General features: G+C 40.1%; 15 protein-coding genes. 6 read left to right on the top strand and 9 right to left on the bottom strand.

Going from position 1 to position 18,311, the window contains the following annotated elements; translation table 11 throughout:
- The first annotated feature begins 249 nt into the window (after positions 1-249).
- Positions 250-2,337 (top strand): polyribonucleotide nucleotidyltransferase, encoded by a 2,088-nt coding sequence (pnp, locus tag F994_RS08970; protein WP_171065335.1) that lies wholly within the window; start codon positions 250-252, stop codon positions 2,335-2,337.
- 195 nt (positions 2,338-2,532) lie between these two features.
- Positions 2,533-3,768 carry a magnesium transporter CorA family protein gene (locus tag F994_RS08965; RefSeq protein WP_004649992.1) on the top strand — a complete coding sequence of 412 codons (1,236 nt, stop codon included), beginning with the start codon at positions 2,533-2,535 and terminating at the stop codon, positions 3,766-3,768.
- A gap of 95 nt (positions 3,769-3,863) precedes the next feature.
- Here F994_RS08965 and F994_RS08960 read toward each other — a convergent pair whose 3' ends face one another.
- The 6 genes from F994_RS08960 to F994_RS08935 form a co-directional block, all read right to left on the bottom strand.
- On the bottom strand, positions 3,864-4,130 hold the full coding sequence (locus tag F994_RS08960; protein ID WP_004649991.1) for an HP1242/YdcH family protein: 267 nt from the start codon (positions 4,128-4,130) through the stop codon (positions 3,864-3,866).
- Between the two features lie 95 nt (positions 4,131-4,225).
- A complete protein-coding gene (locus tag F994_RS08955) occupies positions 4,226-4,564 on the bottom strand; it encodes a chaperone modulator CbpM (RefSeq protein WP_004649989.1) in 339 nt (112 codons plus the stop codon).
- A 10-nt stretch (positions 4,565-4,574) separates the two neighbouring features.
- Complete coding sequence (locus F994_RS08950) at positions 4,575-5,543, bottom strand: DnaJ C-terminal domain-containing protein (protein ID WP_004649988.1); 969 nt, start codon at positions 5,541-5,543, stop codon at positions 4,575-4,577.
- Between the two features lie 232 nt (positions 5,544-5,775).
- The gene (gene hslO, locus F994_RS08945; RefSeq protein ID WP_004649987.1) at positions 5,776-6,651 is read right to left on the bottom strand and encodes an Hsp33 family molecular chaperone HslO; all 876 of its coding nucleotides are present in this window, start codon (positions 6,649-6,651) and stop codon (positions 5,776-5,778) included.
- Between the two features lie 50 nt (positions 6,652-6,701).
- Positions 6,702-8,543 carry a monovalent cation:proton antiporter-2 (CPA2) family protein gene (locus F994_RS08940; RefSeq protein WP_004649986.1) on the bottom strand — a complete coding sequence of 614 codons (1,842 nt, stop codon included), beginning with the start codon at positions 8,541-8,543 and terminating at the stop codon, positions 6,702-6,704.
- A 59-nt stretch (positions 8,544-8,602) separates the two neighbouring features.
- Complete coding sequence (locus tag F994_RS08935) at positions 8,603-10,825, bottom strand: primosomal protein N' (RefSeq protein ID WP_004649985.1); 2,223 nt, start codon at positions 10,823-10,825, stop codon at positions 8,603-8,605.
- Positions 10,826-10,977: 152 nt separating this feature from the next.
- On the opposite strand from F994_RS08935, the gene gspF reads away from it, so the two are divergent.
- From gspF to F994_RS08920, 3 genes are all read left to right on the top strand, one after another.
- Complete coding sequence (gene gspF / locus F994_RS08930; protein WP_004649984.1) at positions 10,978-12,183, top strand: type II secretion system inner membrane protein GspF; 1,206 nt, start codon at positions 10,978-10,980, stop codon at positions 12,181-12,183.
- A 39-nt stretch (positions 12,184-12,222) separates the two neighbouring features.
- Positions 12,223-12,660, top strand: a complete 438-nt coding sequence (gene gspG, locus F994_RS08925) for a type II secretion system major pseudopilin GspG (protein ID WP_004649983.1) — start codon at positions 12,223-12,225, stop codon at positions 12,658-12,660.
- Between the two features lie 283 nt (positions 12,661-12,943).
- The gene (locus tag F994_RS08920; RefSeq protein WP_004649982.1) at positions 12,944-13,279 is read left to right on the top strand and encodes a hypothetical protein; all 336 of its coding nucleotides are present in this window, start codon (positions 12,944-12,946) and stop codon (positions 13,277-13,279) included.
- 209 nt (positions 13,280-13,488) lie between these two features.
- On the opposite strand, the gene lnt is transcribed toward F994_RS08920, so the two are convergent.
- Together lnt and F994_RS08910 are read right to left on the bottom strand one after the other, a co-directional pair.
- Complete coding sequence (gene lnt / locus F994_RS08915; RefSeq protein ID WP_004649981.1) at positions 13,489-15,048, bottom strand: apolipoprotein N-acyltransferase; 1,560 nt, start codon at positions 15,046-15,048, stop codon at positions 13,489-13,491.
- Positions 15,045-15,884, bottom strand: coding sequence for an HlyC/CorC family transporter (locus F994_RS08910; protein ID WP_004649979.1), 840 nt, complete (start codon positions 15,882-15,884; stop codon positions 15,045-15,047). The genes lnt and F994_RS08910 overlap by 4 nt, the downstream gene beginning before the upstream one ends.
- A gap of 201 nt (positions 15,885-16,085) precedes the next feature.
- On the opposite strand from F994_RS08910, the gene tusA reads away from it, so the two are divergent.
- Entirely contained in the window at positions 16,086-16,343 is a 258-nt protein-coding gene (tusA, locus tag F994_RS08905; RefSeq protein ID WP_004649978.1) for a sulfurtransferase TusA, read from the top strand.
- A 49-nt stretch (positions 16,344-16,392) separates the two neighbouring features.
- Here the strand turns inward: tusA and F994_RS08900 are convergent, their stop codons facing one another.
- Positions 16,393-18,249, bottom strand: a complete 1,857-nt coding sequence (locus F994_RS08900) for an ATP-binding protein (protein WP_004649977.1) — start codon at positions 18,247-18,249, stop codon at positions 16,393-16,395.
- Between the last annotated feature and the right edge of the window lie 62 nt (positions 18,250-18,311).

The following is an 18,311-nucleotide window of genomic DNA, read 5'->3' as shown; positions in this document are numbered from 1 at the left end:
TTATTTTTCGGACTATTGCATTTTGAATGCTTTAAGACTGAAAAAGAAAGTCTACCTAGCTTCGGCTAGGTATTGGGAAGGGGCGATGTTTCGCTCCTTCTTTGTGTCTTAAATTGGTGTTTATTCTCTAGTGAGGTCGGCTTCTAAGCTTTGTCATTTATAGTTACATGCGGTAATGTGAATGCCAAACCTTAGGGGTCTCCACTAGAATAACTGTTCAAAAGAACTGGGAAATAAAAATACATGTCGATGTTTAATATTATTCGTAAAGAATTTCAATATGGTCAACACACTGTTGTTTTAGAAACAGGTCGTGTTGCTCGTCAAGCAAATACTGTTGTGATTACGATGGGCGGTGTAACCGTACTTGTTGCGATTGTTGCTCAACCAAAAGCAAAAGCAGGTCAAGACTTCTTCCCGTTGACTGTTAACTACCAAGAAAAACAATATGCTGCGGGTCGTATCCCAGGTGGTTATGGCAAGCGTGAAGGCCGTCAGTCTGAAGCTGAAACTTTAATTTCTCGCCTGATTGACCGTCCAATTCGTCCGTTGTTCCCAGAAGGTTTCTATAACGAAATCCAAGTGACAGCAACGGTTGTTTCTTCAGACAAAACCATGGATGCTGACATTGCTGCAATGTTGGGTGCTTCAGCTGCAATGTCAATTGCGGGCGTTCCATTCCGTGGTCCAATCGCTGGTGCGCGTGTTGGTTTAATCAACGGTGAATACATTCTTAACCCAAACAACGAACAATTGAAAGAGAGTGATCTTGATCTTGTGGTTGCGGGTACTGAAGCTGCAGTATTGATGGTTGAATCTGAAGCGAAAGAGCTTTCAGAAGACCAAATGTTGGGTGCTGTGCTTTTCGGTCATGACGAAATGCAAATCGCAATTCAAGCGATTAAAGAATTTGCTGCTGCTGCGGGCGCAGTTGAATCAACTTGGGTTGCGCCAAGCAAAAACGAAGCACTTTTAGCGCAATTGAAAGATGCATTCGAAGCGAAAATTTCTGAAGCGTATACCATTGCTGTGAAACAAGACCGTTATGCGGCACTTGATGCGCTTTATGCTGAAGCCGTTGCACAATTCGTTCCTGAAAATGACGAAACCGGCATTGCAGACGAAGTCAACGAACTGTTCGAAGACCTTAAATACCGTACCGTACGTGACAACATCTTGTCTGGTAAACCACGTATTGATGGTCGTGACACGAAAACTGTTCGTGCCATTGATGTTCAAGTGGGCGTATTAGGCCGTGCACACGGTTCTGCATTATTCACACGTGGTGAAACTCAAGCGTTAGTTACAACGACACTTGGTAATACACGTGATGCGTTGATGGTGGATACGCTTGCGGGTACTAAAACTGACAACTTCATGTTGCACTACAACTTCCCTGCATACTCTGTAGGCGAAACGGGTCGTGAATCTGGTCCTAAGCGTCGTGAAATTGGTCACGGTCGTTTGGCACGTCGTGGTGTTCAAGCTGTTCTTCCTGCGGCTGACCGCTTCCCGTACGTGATTCGTATCGTATCGGATATTACTGAATCAAACGGTTCATCTTCAATGGCTTCTGTTTGTGGTGCTTCATTGTCACTTATGGATGCGGGTGTTCCATTGAAAGCACCAGTTGCGGGTATCGCAATGGGTCTAGTGAAAGAAGGTGAGCGTTTCGCAGTTCTTTCTGACATTTTAGGTGACGAAGATCACTTAGGTGACATGGACTTTAAAGTAGCCGGTTCTGCAAACGGTATTACTGCGCTTCAAATGGATATCAAGATTGAAGGTATCACTGAAGAAATCATGGAAGCGGCATTGAACCAAGCGTATGCGGGTCGTATGCACATCCTCAATGAAATGAACCAAGTGATTTCACGTGCGCGTCCTGAAATTTCAATGCATGCACCGACATTCCAAGTGATCAATATCAACCCTGATAAGATCCGTGACGTGATTGGTAAAGGTGGTGCAACCATCCGCGCCATTACTGAAGAAACTAAAGCTGCGATTGATATTGAAGATAACGGTACAGTTCGCGTATTTGGTGAAACGAAAGCTGCTGCTGCCGCTGCGGTTGCAAAAATCCAAGCACTGACTGCTGAAATTGAACCGGGTACAATTTACGTTGGTAAAGTAATTCGTATCGTTGAATTTGGTGCGTTTGTTAATATCATGCCAGGTACTGACGGTCTACTTCACATTTCGCAAATTTCTAACGAACGTATTGCCAATGTTGCAGACGTATTGAAAGAAGGTCAAGAAGTGAAAGTACAAGTTGCTGACGTTGATAACCGTGGTCGTATCAAGTTAACCATGAAAGACATCGAACAAGTATAATTGTTTCTTGTTTAAAAAAAGCCCGCCTCATGCGGGCTTTTTTTAAATTGTAATCAAGTCAGAATCAAGCAACAAAGCTTGATCTGATTGCTTAAGTTTTCTGCACAGCACATCATTTTACAACGGGTCGATTGTAAGTTTTAGCTCAATTTCTATCGAGTAAACAACAAAAAAGCACAATAGAGAATTGTTTTAATGCAAGTTTATTATTTTTACCAGCATCCAACAGAACATCATATTTTTGTACAAAAAGAGCTTCATGCCGAAGCAGAGCTTGAATTCTTATGGGTCGATTGCACACGAGATGATGTGGTGAATCGTGCAGATGCATGGCAAAAAGAAATTTATGCTCATACCGATATTGCACTCAATGAATTCCATGTCAAAGATATTCTGAATTTAGAACATCCATGTGCGTTTGATACCATGGATGATTATGATTTACTTATTTTTCGTAAACTCATCACCCCAGATGATACAATTAAAGCCGGTGAGCAAGCACTGGAGCAGCATGAAAAATTCTTTGGTTTAGCCACCACACCGATTAGTTTTATGATTACACCGCAAGTCCTGATTACTGTACGCGAACAGGGCAACAAGGCGATTGAAAATTATATTTCACGCATGGAAATCATACTCATGCGTCCACTTCCAGAGCAGAATAAACCGCGAAAACTGGCAGTGACACCGCTCGATTTAGCACTACGCTTATTGAATAGTATGGTGGATGGTTATTTAGATTTACGTGTGCCACTGACCCGTCGGGTTGAATTTTGGCAGCAAGAATTATTGCAAGGTCACCGCCGCTTTAGCAAATGGAATCAGCTCTTACAAGAGAATATGGCATTTCAACAAGTCGAAAACCTCTGTGAAGAGCAAATTGATGCTTTACAAGAATTACGCGATGAAATTGTAGATAACTACCCACATTTGAAAGGCAAGAAAAAGCCTGAACGACAGGATGTGATGTTGATTCGTATGGATGATTTGGTCAGTCATATTGAGCGAATTCAGAAACATACTGTTCGTCTTCGCGCTGCTGTTCAAGCGGCAATGGACTTGCATTTTTCAGCCATTGCCAATCAAACCAATGAAAATATGCGCATTTTGGCCATTATTACCGCAGTGTTTGCACCACTGACTTTACTGACGGGCATCTATGGCATGAACTTTGAATTTATTCCCGGCTTAAAGTCGCCCATCGGGTTTTTGAGTATGTTACTGGTGATGCTCATCACCACAGTCTTGTTAGTCTATTATTTCTATCGTAGACATTTGGTTGGGCGTGGCGAAAAGAGCGTGATTGATATGTTGGCTCAACAGCATAAAGATCAGCATATTAATTTATTGTGGTTTTTAGATTATGAACCGATTAAGCAATCCGTTAAAGAAACCATGAAGGAAGTTGAAAAGTTGACCAAGCTTAAATAGCAGTTCTCTTTTCATCAAAGGAAGCTTATTTTTAAGCACAACAATACAACGCTGACTTAAACTAAACGTAAAATGTGCTGATCTATGCTTAAACTTTAAGAAAAATCACCTGCTTGGGCATTTTTCGTCAGTATTTTATAGATTTCATCTTTCATTTTTAGTTTTTTACGCTTCATTGACTCAATATCGTCATTAATTAAATTGACCGGATTGAGTTCAAGCTGGATGATTTCTTTATCCAATTCTTGATGACTCTCAAATATTTTTGCAAAATGAGGGTCATCATGACGGAGTTTATGGATCAAATCCTGATGTTCAGGAAACATTCGTTTAATCTTTTTATTGCATTCTTTCGTTTTCATAAGCCTAGATTATTCTCTCAGAGTTAATTTATGATAGAAATATCAACCGCATATTGGTCGATATAGGGCAATACGATTCGCTTTTAAAGCCTCAGTTAAGAGTCTTTGATATCCATGTGTTTTACTTGCTGGCGCAATTGTTGTACTTCATCAATTAAGTCGAGCATCATGGCGACCGCAGAAAAACTGGCATCAAAGTCACGTTGTAAACGGTAAGCTCGACGTGCACGAGAAATATCATCACCAAAAAACTGATGAATTCTCTCTTCTGGACGCGTATCTAAAATATCGTATTCTAGAAGTTGTAAAACCCATTCAGGACTCTGTCCGCAGGCATCAGCGAAATGCTTTAAATCAAAACTATGATGCTCATCAATGACTTCGGCATGATTGAATCCATCACATATAATTTCACGATAATGAATAGTGGTCATGATTCTCTCCTTAAGCATTACGAGGCTTAAATGTTGAAAAGGCTTCCGCGAAAGCTTGATAAGCCTGCTGTTCATGTTCAGTTTGTGCAGTTGGATACACAATATTTAAAACCAAAAATAGATGACCGGGTGTTTTACTTGGTATTCCTTTGTCTTTTAACCGTAACTGTTGACCTGTTTTTGCATTTTTAGGTAAATTTACTTGAACTTTACTTCCTTCAGGGGTTAAGACTTCAATGCTTTGGCCTAATGCTGCCTCCCAAGGTGCAACATGAATGGTGTAATAAATATCAGCGCCTTCGACTCGAATTTGCTCGGTGTCTTTATAGTGAATCTCAATATAAAGGTCGCCATTTTTACCGCCATTGATGCCGCTTTGTCCTTGTCCTGCCAAACGGATTTGTTGACCTTCCTTCATTCCCTTAGGAATTTTGACCTTTAATGTTTTACGTTGAACTTCGGGTTCTCCATAAGCATTCAAGGTTGGAATTTGTAGGGTAATATTTTGGGTTGCACCATGAAAAGCAATGTCAACATCGACCTCTATATTGGCATGTTGGTCTTCACCTTTATAACTACGTTGTTGCTGTCTGTGTTGATTTTGATAGTGATGATTTCCTCCACCAAAGCCTGAACCGAAACGTCCAAAAAGATCTTCAAAACCACTAAAATTTGAATGCTGCTGTTGATTAGATCCTTGACGATAAAATTGTGTATGGTCAAAACCATCCGTTCCTGTCTGTTGACCCGATTGATAAAAGGCTTCTGGATGATCCAACTGAAAATCGTATTCAGTTTTTTTCTGCTCATTACTTAAAGTGTCATAAGCCACATTAATGGCTTGCATATTCTCCTCGGCATTCGCTTCTTTGCTGATATCGGGATGGTATTTTCGAGCTAATTTTCGATAAGCTTTCTTAATTTGATCTGGGCTGGCATTACGCGTAATACCCAAAATTTCATAATAATTTTTAGTCATAAAATGGGAAGCTAAAATTGGTTATGTTTTAATCATTATTATGCTTTTCATAAAATTGAAATAGTATAGATCTGTACCTTATTGTTTCAAATTATGACAAAAAAAAAGACTCCTTAAATCGGAGTCTTTTAGAATCATCAATAAGATCAGTATTTAATCCACGTTACACTGCATCTAATCATTGAAAAGAGCGGCTCATCTTGCCACTCTTTTTTGACCGACTGAACTTATATTAGCTAAGATGTTTGCCAAATAAACCAAACGCTTCTTCCGCAGTAAAGCTATAGCGAGTGCTACAGAATTGGCAGTCCATGGTAATTGGATTTTGAAATTCGAGGGTTTCACGTACTGCTTCAACGCCGATGTGGATCAGGGCATTGGCACAGCGGTCTTTAGAACAGGTACAACCAAACTTTAATTCCTCAACCTCAGGTAAACGCACATCTTCTTCATTGTACAAACGATAGAGAATTTCTGTGGCATCAAGATTGGTCAGTTCTTCAGGTTTTAAAGTTTCAGTCAACATGGTCAGGCGCGGCCAGAGGTCTTCATCGACACGTTGCTGTTCTTCTTCACTATTTCGCGGTAACAGTTGAATGAGTAAACCACCTGAGCATTCAGCCGTACTGGCTAACATGATTTTGGTTGGAATTTGTGCGGATAAATCGTAATACTGCATCAAACAAGCGGCTAAGGTGTCGTGTTCAAGCGCAATGATGCCTTGATAGCGTTCACCAAATTCAGGTTCAATGTTAATAAAAAGGACAGGATTGACCAGTGCTTTAAAAATGGTACTGCTGTTTTCTGCCTGAGCGAAGTGCGAATCTTCTTCATAATCTGCCGATGCACGTAATTCACCTAAATGGTTGCATTCCGCCATCGCCCATTTGAATGTACCAGCAGCTTGAATTTGAAGGCTAATACGACCTTTAATTTTAAGGGTACTGGCAAGCAATGCGGTGGCACTCAGCATTTCGCCCAAAAGCACTTGAATGGCTTGAGGATAATCACGTTGAGCAAGAATCGTTTGTAACACTTTTTCCAGATGGACTACTTCACCGCGAACTGGGCAATTTTCAATATAAAAGCGTTGACGTAATTCAGACATAAATTTCTCCAATAGCCCGTGTTAATGGTGTCTACATTGTAAAACACAAGCTAGTTACTATCATCTCGTGTGACATCAATACGCGGATGCGCTAAGCCGCGTTGTAAATTGACGCCAGTGGGTTCTTGACGAATTTGAGCATCACTTTCAAACAAGTGTTCTAGCTCTGCTAAAGCATTACGATGGGTTTCATAGATCTTTTGTTCATCGGTATAGATACGTTGTTGCTGAATTAATAGCTTTTCATCGTAATCACGGAACAATTCAATACTTTTATACGCATCTTCTTCACTAATATCCAATTCACGCAAGGCACGATAGGCCATACCAAGCGATGATAAATAGGTTTCACGCCAGATCTGTTCGACGCCTAAATCACGTAGTAAATGGACATGATGACGATCACGTGCACGGACCAATAGCTTCAGATTCGGATAATTTAACCGAATATGTCGGGCCACGTTCATGGAGTCTTCAATATCATCAATCGCCAAAACAAAAACTTTAGCATGTTGAATCCCTGCCGAGCGTAAAATATCGGGTTGCGTAGCATCCCCATAGTATAACGTACCACCATACTGACGCACGAAATCAACTTTCTCTAAATTGCTGTCAATCGCGGTAAAGGATTGATGTTGTAAGTGGGCAATACGGGCAATGATTTGTCCAAAACGGCCAAATCCGGCAATGATCATCGGGTTATGAATATCTGGAATTTCGTCATAAACAGGGGCTTTTTCTTTATCAATCAGTGGAATAATCCATGTGCTAATCAGCCAGTACAGCATTGGTGTGAGCACCATGGATAGCGTCACAATAAGAGTCAAAGGTTCCAAAATGGCTTGGGTGATGACTTTTTCACTACTGGCAACTTTCAGCACCACAAAGGCAAATTCACCTCCCTGAGATAAGCAGGTCGCAAGCAGCAAACTGTTACGCCATGAATATTTTAAATAACGGGCAATCGCCGTGAGCGTGATGCTTTTCACCAAGATTAAAATAAATGCCCCGCCAATAATCAGCCACGGCATATCGACCAAGAGTGACAATTGTGTGGTCATGCCCACAGTCATAAAGAACAGACCGAGTAAAAGCCCTTTAAAGGGCGCAATGCTAGCTTCCAGTTCATGGCGGAATTCCGAATCTGCCAATAACACTCCCGTTAAGAATGCGCCCAAAGTGGTGCTAATGCCGAGTACATCCATTAGCACGACAACGCCCAAGACAATAAATAGCCCCACAGCCGTAATCAATTCATGGGCACCACTTTTAGCGACAAAGCGAAAAAAGGGACGCATCATATAACGGCTAAATAAAAATAAACCGCTAAAGGTGGCAATAATTGCGGCGAAATAGGCAATACCGTGATGGGTCGATTCGCTGCCTGCCAATAATGGAATAATCGCCAGCAGGGGAATGGCAGCAATATCTTGAAACAGCAGTACAGAAAAAGATTGTTGTCCGAAGGTGGTATTGAGTTGTTGTTTTTCGGCCAGTAGTTGCAGAACAAAAGCCGTCGATGACAGCGCGAGTGCAGTACCAATGACAAAACTTGCAGCAAGGCCTTGTGATAAGGCAAAAAAGACAACGATGGCAAGAATAATGCCAGTCATGCCGACTTGTAAGCTACCCATCAAAAAGATGGATTTACGCATTTCCCACAGCCGTTGTGGTCGCAGTTCTAGCCCAATAATGAACATTAACAGAATTACGCCAAATTCAGCCAACTCTTGGATGGATTCAGGGTCACTGGCAATATTGAATACACTGGGACCCAGCAAAATGCCTGTAAACAAATAACCGAGTACGGTGGCAATTCCGAAGCGTTTGGCTAAAGGCACCAACAGTAAGGACGCACCAAGGAAAATCGTAATTTGTAACAGTAGCGACATCAGCCTGTCCTAGAATTTATTTGAGTGCCAAAAAATTGAAGCCAAAGCTGAACTTTAACTTAGCTTAATTCCTGAGGGTCTATATCTAAGGTAAGTTTCATGGTTGAGGGCTTTTGATGCAACATATTTTGCCACCAAGCACGAATATAAAAATGTAATCTCGCCCGATCTTGGGATAGCAGCACCATATGCGCTTGATAACGTCCGGCTTTGCGTTCCATAGGGGCTGGAATGGGGCCCCAAATATCAATCAGGTTTTCTGAAACCTGTCTTAAGGCTTGGGCATGTTGTTGTAGGAACTCTTGGTTTTGTTCCTGACTTTTCGATTCACAACGAATCAGTGCCGCATAGCGAAACGGGGGGAGTAAAGCCGCGCGACGTTCTTTTAAAGTTTGTTTGGCAAAATGATAATAATCCTGTTGGATTAATGTCGTGAGTAAAGGATGATCGGGTCTGAGCGTTTGTAAATACACGTCACCTTTGCGTTCGCCGCGACCTGCGCGACCTGCCACCTGAACAATCAGTTGCGCAGTACGCTCTGTGGCGCGAAAATCGACACTAAATAAGCCCGAATCAATATCTAAAATGGCCACTAAGGTTACGTAAGGAAAGTGGTGTCCTTTCGCCAACATTTGTGTGCCGAGCAAAATAATCGGTTCACTTTTTTGGATTTTGTCATAAATTTTTTGCCAGCTCCCCACGCGACTGGTGGAATCACGGTCAACTCGTATGACATCAAATTTCGGGAACAATTGTTGTAAATGTTCCTCAACTTTTGCCGTTCCCAGACCAATCGATTTGAGTTCTGTATGCTGACACTGTGGGCAATGATCTGGCATGCGGTGAATCGTACCGCAATGGTGACAATGTAAATGCTGATACGGTTGACGATGTACAGTGAAATTGGCATCACAATGTGGGCATTTTGCTTGCCATGCACAACTTTCACAAATCAACACGGGCGCATAACCGCGTCGGTTTAGAAACACCAGAACCTGTTCTTTTTTATCGAGGCGTTTTTGTATTTCATCAAGCAGGCTTTGGCTAATGCCATTTTGCTTTTGGGCAACTTTCAGGTCAATCAGATGAATTTTGGGCATGAGTGCCACACCTGCGCGCTGACTCAATTCTAAACGGGTCATTTTGCCTGCATCCACCAGTGCATAACTGTCGATGCTTGGAGTGGCTGAACCTAAAATAATCGGACAGCTTTCTAAATGTGCACGATACATTGCGACATCACGTGCGTGATAGCGAAAGCCTTCTTGTTGTTTAAAGGACAGATCATGTTCTTCATCTAAAATGATTAAACCTAAATTGGGCAGCGGTGTGTAAATGGCGGAACGGGTGCCCAAAATAATCGAGGCTTTGCCTGTTTGCGCAGCTTGCCATGCTTGTAAGCGTTTGGTGTCATTCAGCCCTGAATGCAGTAACACGATATTGCTGTGAAAACGCGATTGAAAGCGGCTAATGGTTTGTGGTGTTAGACCAATTTCAGGCACTAGAACCAAGACTTGTTTGCCTTGTTTCAGTACCTCTTGCATGATCTGCAAATACACTTCAGTTTTGCCACTACCAGTTAAGCCATCGAGTAAAAAGGCTTGATATTTCTTCTGTGCCTTGAGCACGTGTTGAATGGCTTTCTTTTGCTCGTCATTGGCGGTTAACGGCATTTGCGCTAGGGTAACGGGGTGGGGAGAAAAGTCTTGCTGTTCTAACACACATTCTACAATGGCTTTTTTTTCTAAAGCTTTTAATGTAGCTGTTTCTATACCAGCCAAATTTAAAATATTTTCTGTGGTTCCGGTTGGGTGTAATTTGAGTATCTTATAAGCTTCTTGTTGTTTTTCCGAACGGGTGACTTTTGCTTCGGCATGCAAGTCTAAAACATTCCACATGCGTGCCAATAAATTATATGGTTTGCCTTGGCGTAAAAAAGTCGGTAAGGCACTTTGAAACACCTCGCCAATCGGGAATTGGTAATATTGCGCTGACCATGTCAATAAACTTAAAATTTTCTGATCTAAAATGGTCTGTTCATCAAGCAGTTCGGTAATGGCTTTGAGTTTAAAGCGTGGATCAATCGGGGTGTCAGGCGCTAATTTTTCCACAATAATCCCGATTAAGTTTTGTCGCCCAAACGACACTGCAACACGTGCGCCCACTTGGGCTTGTTGGTATTGTTCTGCACTTAGCATGTAATCAAAGCAGTCATAGATATGCACAGGCACGGCAACACGAATGCGATAAATATTGGATGGAGTCGATGTTGTATTTGGCATAAATAAGGGTCAAATCGTCCTAATCAAATTTCGTCGTGCTCAAGATCGAGTTATGTTAGAGTGAGCAAATCATTTATGTCTCAGAATATGAATGATTTTGGTGGTCAGACGCAACAGCGCTGAAGCAAATTTTGGAAAATTAGAGCATTACAATGCCTGCATATCAATTTACTGCCATTGATGCTTCAGGGAAGCAGCAAAAAGGCGTGTTAGAAGGCGATTCCGCGCGTCAAATTCGTCAACAGTTAAGAGACAAAGCACTCATTCCTGTGACGGTCGATCCTGTTGAGCAAAAAGATAAGCATCGCTCAGAACGATGGTTGCAGAAAAAAGTCACCGCTTATGATTTGGCCTTATTTACCCGTCAACTTTCAGTTTTGGTTGCCGCTGCAATTCCTTTAGAAGAAGCACTGCGTGCCGTGGGTAAGCAAAGTGAAAAAGCGCATGTGCAAAACTTGTTGATGTCGGTACGCTCAAAGGTCATGGAAGGACATTCACTTGCCAATGCCTTACAACAAGCAGGGCGTTTACCCGATTTATATATTGCCACCATTGCTGCGGGTGAGCGTTCAGGGCATCTGGATTTAATTTTAGACCAATTATCAGATTACACCGAAAACCGTTTTGCCATGCAAAAGAAAGTGCAGGGTGCGATGATTTATCCGATTATTTTGATGTTAATGTCTTTTGCCATTGTGATGGGTCTGATGACTTACGTGGTGCCAGATATTGTAAAGACTTTTGATCAAAGTAAAGATGCATTGCCTTGGATTACCGTAGCCTTGATGAAAGCCAGTGAATTTATTCGGGTGGCATGGCCATTTTTGCTTGTCGCAGGTGTGGTGGGTTTTATTGCATTGGTTCGATTTTTAAGAACTTCGGCTGGGCATTATGCTTTTGATCGTTTAACACTCAAACTGCCATTATTTGGTAAATTATCGCGTGGTATAAATGCTGCACGTTTTGCCAGTACCTTATCGATTTTGACCAAGTCTGGCGTACCGTTGGTGGATGCACTGAAAATAGGTGCAGCGGTCAGTAATAATTGGGTGATTCGCGATTCTGTTAATTTAGCGGCAGAAAAAGTAACGGAAGGGGGCAACCTTGCCACGCAATTGGAGCGCAGTGGTTATTTCCCGCCGATGATGGTACAAATGATCAAAAGTGGTGAAGCCTCGGGTGAACTGGATCGCATGCTCGAGCGTGCATCAACTATGCAAGATCGTGAAGTCAGCACCTTAATTTCAACTTTACTGGCACTGCTTGAACCCTTAATGTTGGTGGTGATGGCGAGTATTGTTTTGGTGATTGTGATCGCGGTGATGTTGCCGATTGTTAATATGAATAATATGATTTAACCCATTTTATAAAGATAAAGATTTTTGCGAGAGAGTTATATGCAAGCTAAAAAATATCAAGCGAAGCAATCAGGCTTTACCCTCATTGAAGTAATGGTGGTGATTGTGATTTTAGGGGTGTTGGCTGCGCTGATCGTACCGAATGTGATGGGGCGTGGTGAGAAAGCTAAAGTAGATACCTCTGCCATTACTTTAAAAGGTGTTGCGGGTGCTTTAGATCAATACAAGCTTGATAATGGTAAGTATCCTTCAATGCAAGATGGCGGTTTGGATGCGTTAGTCAATCAACCTGCTTCTGCAAAAAACTGGATGCAAGGCGGCTATGTGAAAGGCGGCTATCCAAAAGACAGTTGGGATAATGATATTCAATATGTGATTCCGGGTGCCGAAGGTCGTGCATTTGATTTGTATTCTTTTGGTGCGGATGGTAAAGAAGGCGGTGAAGGGACAGATACCGATATTTATTATCAACCTTAATTGAGAATCATTGTTCTTTTAGATTTGTAGAATATATCACTTCACTTGATTTAATTATTCAATACTAAGTGAAGTGATAATAAATCTTAATACGTAAATATATATTAAAATATTGAATTTTATTAAAATAATATAATAGTGTGTGTTTGAGAGTTATAATAAGAATTATTTCCATATTTGATGGTTACAATAATGATTCAATGTGTAGATAAATAGCCTTTTTATTTATTAAAAAGCTTGCATAATGTTTGAAATGGCAACGATTTTGCCTATGGAGGATAGAATGAAAGCATTAATGATAGCGGATGAAATTGGTCAATTTCATTGGGCAATGCTCAAGTCTGTTCTTTTGATTTTGAGTTTACTTCCCATGAGTCAAGGCATTTTAACCTTATGGCATGCGACAGAAGGAAGTAGCCAAATTATGGTTGGCTTTTTTGCCATCAGTGTATTCAGCGCATTATTGGTACTGTGCTTTTGGTCTGCATTGAAAGCGACTGTATTAAGCTTAAAACAACAACAGATTTCAGCTTTAGAACAGCGTGTGGTCAAAATTTATTGTTATATCCCGATGCTGTTTTTAGCAGCCATGATGTCTTATTTAGTGACTCAGTTATAAAATAAATTGCATAAAAAACCGAGGCATTGACCTCGGTTTTTTTGTTGCATTTTAAAAGCCCCTCGCTTGTTAAAAGGGAGCTTGGCAGGGATTGGTATATGTTTACTTCCTAAGCCGCTATTGGATTGCGGAAATATTTAATCCCGCTAAATCCCCTTTATTCAAAGAGGGACTTTTTCTTCCTTTAAGAATGGAGATAGAATGGAATTTTAACGCCGTGATTTAAACGAAACATCCACCTGACGTGGACGATAAATCCAACCTAAAATTAACAATAACAATGAAAAAACCAGAATAGGCCAATCACTGAGGCGCATATATAAGGTTTCACCTTGCATGGCTGGTAGTTCACCACGAAGAACCGCTGTTTGATCCGTAGGTGCTTGCTTCACAATATGCCCGTGATGATCGATAAAGGCCGTCACACCAGTATTGGTAGCGCGAATAAACCAACGGCCATTTTCTTTGGCGCGCATTTGCACCATTTGTAAATGTTGCCAAGGTCCCGCTGTGCCAGTAAACCAAGCATCATTGGAGACAGTCACCAAGAAATCACTTTGACGGGCATTACGACGCGTCAGGCTTGGATAGGCCACTTCATAACAAATAGCCGCACCTAAATGATGGTTTTTTACCTGCAATGGCTTTTGCTCACGCGCACCACGCGAAAAACCGCTCATCGATGGATCATTTTGTAGTGCAGGCAACACCCAACTAAGCCAACCAGATAAAGGAATATATTCACCAAAGGGCACTAAACGCTGCTTTTTATACAAACCTGTAGATTCATCACCTAAAGCCATGATGCTGTTGTAATACATCGGATGTTGCTCAATTTGAGATTCTTTGAGATCCCAATAAGGAATACCGGTGACCCAAGCTGTGCCTGATTTTTCTGCCTGAACTTTCATGGCATCAAGGAAGGGTTCAATATCGGTTTGGAACAGCGGAATGGAAGATTCAGGCCAAACAATGAGATCACGTCCCCATTCAGTTTTGCTTAAATTGGCATAGATGATCAAGGTTTTCACTTGATATTCGGTCAGCCATTTTAAATCTTGAGGAATATTGCCTTGGATTAAAGAGACAGAAAGTGGTTTGGTGTTTTTAGGCTGAACAAAGCTTAGATAGGACGCACCCCAAGCACCCAAGAGTAACAGGGCTGAAGGAATGAGCCAAAACAGCCGTTTATTGAGAATTTCAACCAAGGCACAGGCTAAAATAATCACCACAAACGAGACACCAAAGATCCCGAACAACGGTGCATAGTGATCTAAAAAGCGTTCAGTGAAGGCATAACCGACAAATAACCATGGGAAACCGGTAAATACCCACGTTTTCGCCCACTCAAAAAACACCCAAAGCGGTGCAAAGGTCAGCGGTGTTTCAGGAAAGAAGCGACGATATAGAAATGTCTGTAAGGCAGTAAATAAGCCCATCAGCAAGGCCATGAAGGCAATCATCAGCACACTTAAAAAAGCACTGGTGTCGCCATAAACATGGATAGAGGTATAGAGCCAAAATGCACCGACAAACCATAAACCAAAGCCATAAGCCCAACCAATGCCAAAGGCTTGTCGAGCAGAGCGTTTACGTAGCGAAGCATAAAGTAAAGCGGGTGACAGCAGTGCCAGCCACCAGTAGTAATAAGGTGCCAGCGCAAAACTGAACATGGCACCTGAAAATAATGAAATTAAAAAGGGGTAAATAAACGGGAGCTGTTTTTGTTGTTGGGATGAATTGAACAGCTTATTAAAGTAAGTTCTCATTTACGGACAGCTCGAATCAGATGAATAGTGCGGGCATCTGCTTCTATAATGGTAAATTGCCAATTCTCAAGCTCAATGATTTGACCTTGTAAATCGCTGACTAAACCCATTTCTTGAAGCAATAAACCGCCAACAGTTTCTACTTCATCATCGGAAAAATCAGCATCTAAAACATTGTTAAAGTGTTCAATTGGTGTAAGTGCTTGAACTAACCACGTATTTGCCGTTTGAGGATCATTGTCAGGAATGATGAATTGTGCTTCTTCATCGACCATATCGTGTTCATCTTCAATTTCACCGACAATTTCTTCTAAAATGTCTTCTAAGGTGACCAATCCAGACGTTGTGCCATATTCATCAATCACCACAGCAATATGGGTCTGGGTATTTTTTAACATCCGCAGCACTTGGTCAGATCGCGCACTTTCAGGCACAAAGATCGGTTGGCGCATCAAGGCACGAATATCGACTTTATTGCTCGGTTCAGTCAAATAAGGCAGTAAGTCCTTTGCCAATAAAATACCCACCACGTTGTCGGGTTGGTCGGATGAAAATACTGGAAAACGAGAATGTGCTGACTCGATAAGGGTATGTAAGATATCCAGTAGCTGATCATCTTCTTGTAAGCTGATCATTGCAGTTCGTGGGGTCATGACCTCACGAATTTTTGTTGCAGGAAGGTCAAGTACGCCTTCAAGCATTGCAACAGTATCGGGTTCTAAAAAACGACGTGAATCTTGTACTAATTTTAGCAGTTCGTCGCGAGTTTCGGGTGCAGTGCTTAGCCATTTGCGTAAGCCACGCATGCCCCACGACGGGCCTGATTCCTCGTGCATGATCTTTCCTAAAGACTCTTAATATCTAAAAAAACGAATTTTATCATACCCGAGAAAATCTAGATGTCTATCTCTAAAATTGCTGTATTGCATGAATGTATAGGTCATTCTGCCTGCTTGTTTTGAACTGTATTTTTAAGCAAATGACGGCATTTAAGTTTATGTTAAAATAGCGAGGATTTTTTAATACTGAGTTTACCGATGTCTGAACCGCTTGTTACGCCAACTATTCAGCTAAATACACGAGGACTGCGTTGTCCTGAACCTGTAATGATGTTGCATCAAGCGATTCGTAAATCCAAATCGGGTGATGTGGTTGAGGTGTTCGCCACCGATAATTCAACTTCATGGGACATTCCAAAATTTTGTATGCATTTAGGCCATGAATTATTATTACAAGAAGAAGTGCTGGATGAAGCAGGTAATAAAGAGTTTCATTATTTGGTCAAGAAAGGCTAATTTACTTTGTGATTTTCCATAAAAAATCCCTGCACTTGGCAGGGATTTTTTATGAATTCTGAATTTTTAAAAATGTATCTCTAAAATCAATTGGTACTAACATAGTAAAGTCATCAAAAATTTTATTAATAATTTCTAACTTTAATTTGTGTTCGCTATTTTGTTTGATTTTCTTTAGTTCTGGAATTTGGGTGATGATTTTCGACTCAAGTTCATGTCCTTGGTGATGTGTAAACCATTCAGGAGTATTTATTGTTACTCCGCTTATTAATTGGATCGATATTTGATTTTGATTCTGAGTTTCAAATTGACTGGAAATTTTATTAAGAATCCAATCATGAATTTCTTGTAAGCACTTTGCTGAGTTATAATTTAATGAAATATAACGATGACTTATTTCATATTGTGACCCTGTCTTCAAGCCTAGTATTAATAATCCAATAAATAAAGGATTCAGTAAACAGTTTTCTATGCTGTACTGGTTATTTAAAGCATTAACTACAATTCCTTCTTCTCTTTGTTGATTAGTTAAATCCCAATCAATGATACCAAAACAGCTCTTATTACCATTTGTACGCATGGTTTGAGTAATTTTTTTTACTTGAGAGCAGTTAGCAACAGGATCACCATTTGGATCTGTTCTTGAGTCCCCTGAAGAAATAAAATTTAGTGAAACCTCTTTATTTAAATACGGGCTTAAAATTTTATAAATTGCATCGTAATATTTTACATCGTAAGGACTTTCTACGAAAACTTGTTTTCGATTCTCATAATTTATACTTAAAGATGGGACACCAGCAGTTAAAACAGATAATGCTTCGTCTTTGCTACATTTTCTAATTCGCTGTTCCGAATTTTCAACTACGAAAATATCTTGTTCATCTGCTAAGGCAACAGTGCTTGGTGAGTGTGTTGTAATAATGACTTTAATGCCTAAATCTTTTACGAAAACATTTTTTAGAATGTTTAAGTATTGTTTGGCCATTGAAGGGTGAAGAGATGCATCTGTTTCATCCAGTAAAAGTACTTTAGGCAATTGGCTCGCATGTTCTTTGTTATAAAGAGCAAATGCTAAAGATATGAGAATTTTTTCGCCTGAAGATAAATCAGAAATTTTCACTACATTTTTACTGCTTTTTTTAATGAATTTAGGCTCGTATATCATATTGGAGTCATAATCAACTGGAACTTCAAACTCATAATCCATCATGGCCGTTTCAAGAATACTATTGATGTTTTCCCAAGGAGGATTTCCATGAGTCTTTCTAAACTCTTCATCTACTAGGTATTTGATATTTTTATCTTTATATTTATTTAAAAATTCATTGAATAAATTTTTAAATTCTAAATTTTGATAGTTTTTAAATATTGTTGAAAAATTTTGCGTAAAAATATCATGTATTTGCGGATGATAACCTCTCTGAAAATTATCTCTAAAAAAGTCAAACTCATTAGGTCTGTTATTTGGATTTTCTTCTATAAAGGATTTAATTTTTTTAAATTGAATCAAATTAATTGATAAGTGACCATAATCCTGATTGGTGTATTCTTGAAAATTTTCAAAAGTTGCAGGAAGTTGTTTATATTGGGTTTGATAATTTAAAAGATGAGAATAGGTAGGGAAAAGCTGCTCATGTAATTCCATGTCATATGAATTATCATATGAATGTCGATCTATGGCATGAATATCATTCGGAATTAATAATTTATCAATATATCTAATTTGATGAACTGGAACATTGAAACCAGCTATAAAAATTTTAGCTAAACCATTATTATTTTGATTTAGAGCTTGGAGAATTTGAGTTTTCCCAACTCCATTAATTCCCGTCAAAATCACAAAATTAGGTAATTCTTTTTCAAAAGGTTCTAATAATTTGAATTTAGATTCTAAAATATATTTCATTATCTTATAACAATAAAAAAGCCTCTAAAATAATCAATTATTTTAGAGGCTTATGCAAGTCA

The sequence above is a fragment of the Acinetobacter bohemicus ANC 3994 genome (genome assembly GCF_000367925.1).
GTDB lineage: Bacteria > Pseudomonadota > Gammaproteobacteria > Pseudomonadales > Moraxellaceae > Acinetobacter > Acinetobacter bohemicus.
The sequence above is the reverse complement of the archived record's forward strand: the minus strand, read 5'-3'. Positions and strand labels throughout refer to the sequence as shown.

What these genes read in the sequence shown, in the direction of transcription:
- F994_RS08940 (WP_004649986.1), bottom strand. Translation starts at nt 8,543, where the DNA reads ATGTCGCTACTGTTACAAATTACGATTTTCCTTGGTGCGTCCTTACTG.
- lnt (WP_004649981.1), bottom strand. Translation starts at nt 15,048, where the DNA reads ATGAGAACTTACTTTAATAAGCTGTTCAATTCATCCCAACAACAAAAA.
- F994_RS08920 (WP_004649982.1), top strand. Translation starts at nt 12,944, where the DNA reads ATGAAAGCATTAATGATAGCGGATGAAATTGGTCAATTTCATTGGGCA.
- gspF (WP_004649984.1), top strand. Translation starts at nt 10,978, where the DNA reads ATGCCTGCATATCAATTTACTGCCATTGATGCTTCAGGGAAGCAGCAA.
- F994_RS08960 (WP_004649991.1), bottom strand. Translation starts at nt 4,130, where the DNA reads ATGAAAACGAAAGAATGCAATAAAAAGATTAAACGAATGTTTCCTGAA.
- pnp (WP_171065335.1), top strand. Translation starts at nt 250, where the DNA reads ATGTTTAATATTATTCGTAAAGAATTTCAATATGGTCAACACACTGTT.
- F994_RS08935 (WP_004649985.1), bottom strand. Translation starts at nt 10,825, where the DNA reads ATGCCAAATACAACATCGACTCCATCCAATATTTATCGCATTCGTGTT.
- F994_RS08950 (WP_004649988.1), bottom strand. Translation starts at nt 5,543, where the DNA reads ATGACTAAAAATTATTATGAAATTTTGGGTATTACGCGTAATGCCAGC.
- hslO (WP_004649987.1), bottom strand. Translation starts at nt 6,651, where the DNA reads ATGTCTGAATTACGTCAACGCTTTTATATTGAAAATTGCCCAGTTCGC.
- F994_RS08900 (WP_004649977.1), bottom strand. Translation starts at nt 18,249, where the DNA reads ATGAAATATATTTTAGAATCTAAATTCAAATTATTAGAACCTTTTGAA.
- F994_RS08955 (WP_004649989.1), bottom strand. Translation starts at nt 4,564, where the DNA reads ATGACCACTATTCATTATCGTGAAATTATATGTGATGGATTCAATCAT.
- tusA (WP_004649978.1), top strand. Translation starts at nt 16,086, where the DNA reads ATGTCTGAACCGCTTGTTACGCCAACTATTCAGCTAAATACACGAGGA.
- F994_RS08965 (WP_004649992.1), top strand. Translation starts at nt 2,533, where the DNA reads ATGCAAGTTTATTATTTTTACCAGCATCCAACAGAACATCATATTTTT.
- gspG (WP_004649983.1), top strand. Translation starts at nt 12,223, where the DNA reads ATGCAAGCTAAAAAATATCAAGCGAAGCAATCAGGCTTTACCCTCATT.
- F994_RS08910 (WP_004649979.1), bottom strand. Translation starts at nt 15,884, where the DNA reads ATGCACGAGGAATCAGGCCCGTCGTGGGGCATGCGTGGCTTACGCAAA.